This window comes from Burkholderia sp. Bp8998 (genome assembly GCF_003854235.1).
Classification (GTDB): domain Bacteria; phylum Pseudomonadota; class Gammaproteobacteria; order Burkholderiales; family Burkholderiaceae; genus Burkholderia.
In genome coordinates this window covers 1-416 of the sequence record NZ_QTQF01000174.1, presented here as the reverse complement: position 1 = coordinate 416, position 416 = coordinate 1, and the positions used below count along the sequence as shown (strand labels likewise).

1 protein-coding gene is annotated in these 416 nt (G+C 70.2%); it reads left to right on the top strand.

All coding sequences use genetic code 11. The features are described from left to right. On the top strand, positions 1–416 hold a 416-nt coding region (locus DIE06_RS38030; protein WP_185733594.1), incomplete at both ends, for an NAD-binding protein.

Below are 416 nucleotides of genomic sequence, written 5' to 3'. Positions count from 1 at the left end.
GGCACCGGCGGCGCGGCGGCCGGCACGCTGACCTTCATGGTCGGCGGCAGCGACGCGGATTTCGAGCGCGTGAAGCCCGTGCTCGCCGGCATGGGCAAGAACATCGTCCACTGCGGCGCGACGGGGATGGGGCAGGTCGCGAAGGTGTGCAACAACCTCGTGCTCGGCATCTCGATGGCGGCCGTGTCGGAGGCGATGTCGCTCGGCGTCGCGCTCGGCATCGACCCGAAGGTGCTGGCCGGCATCGTCAACACGTCGACGGGTCGCTGCTGGAGCTCGGACACCTACAACCCGTATCCGGGCGTGATCGACACCGCGCCGTCGTCGCGTGGCTACAGCGGCGGCTTCGGCACCGACCTGATGCTGAAGGATCTCGGCCTCGCGAACGACGCCGCGAAGCAGGCGCGCCAGCCCGT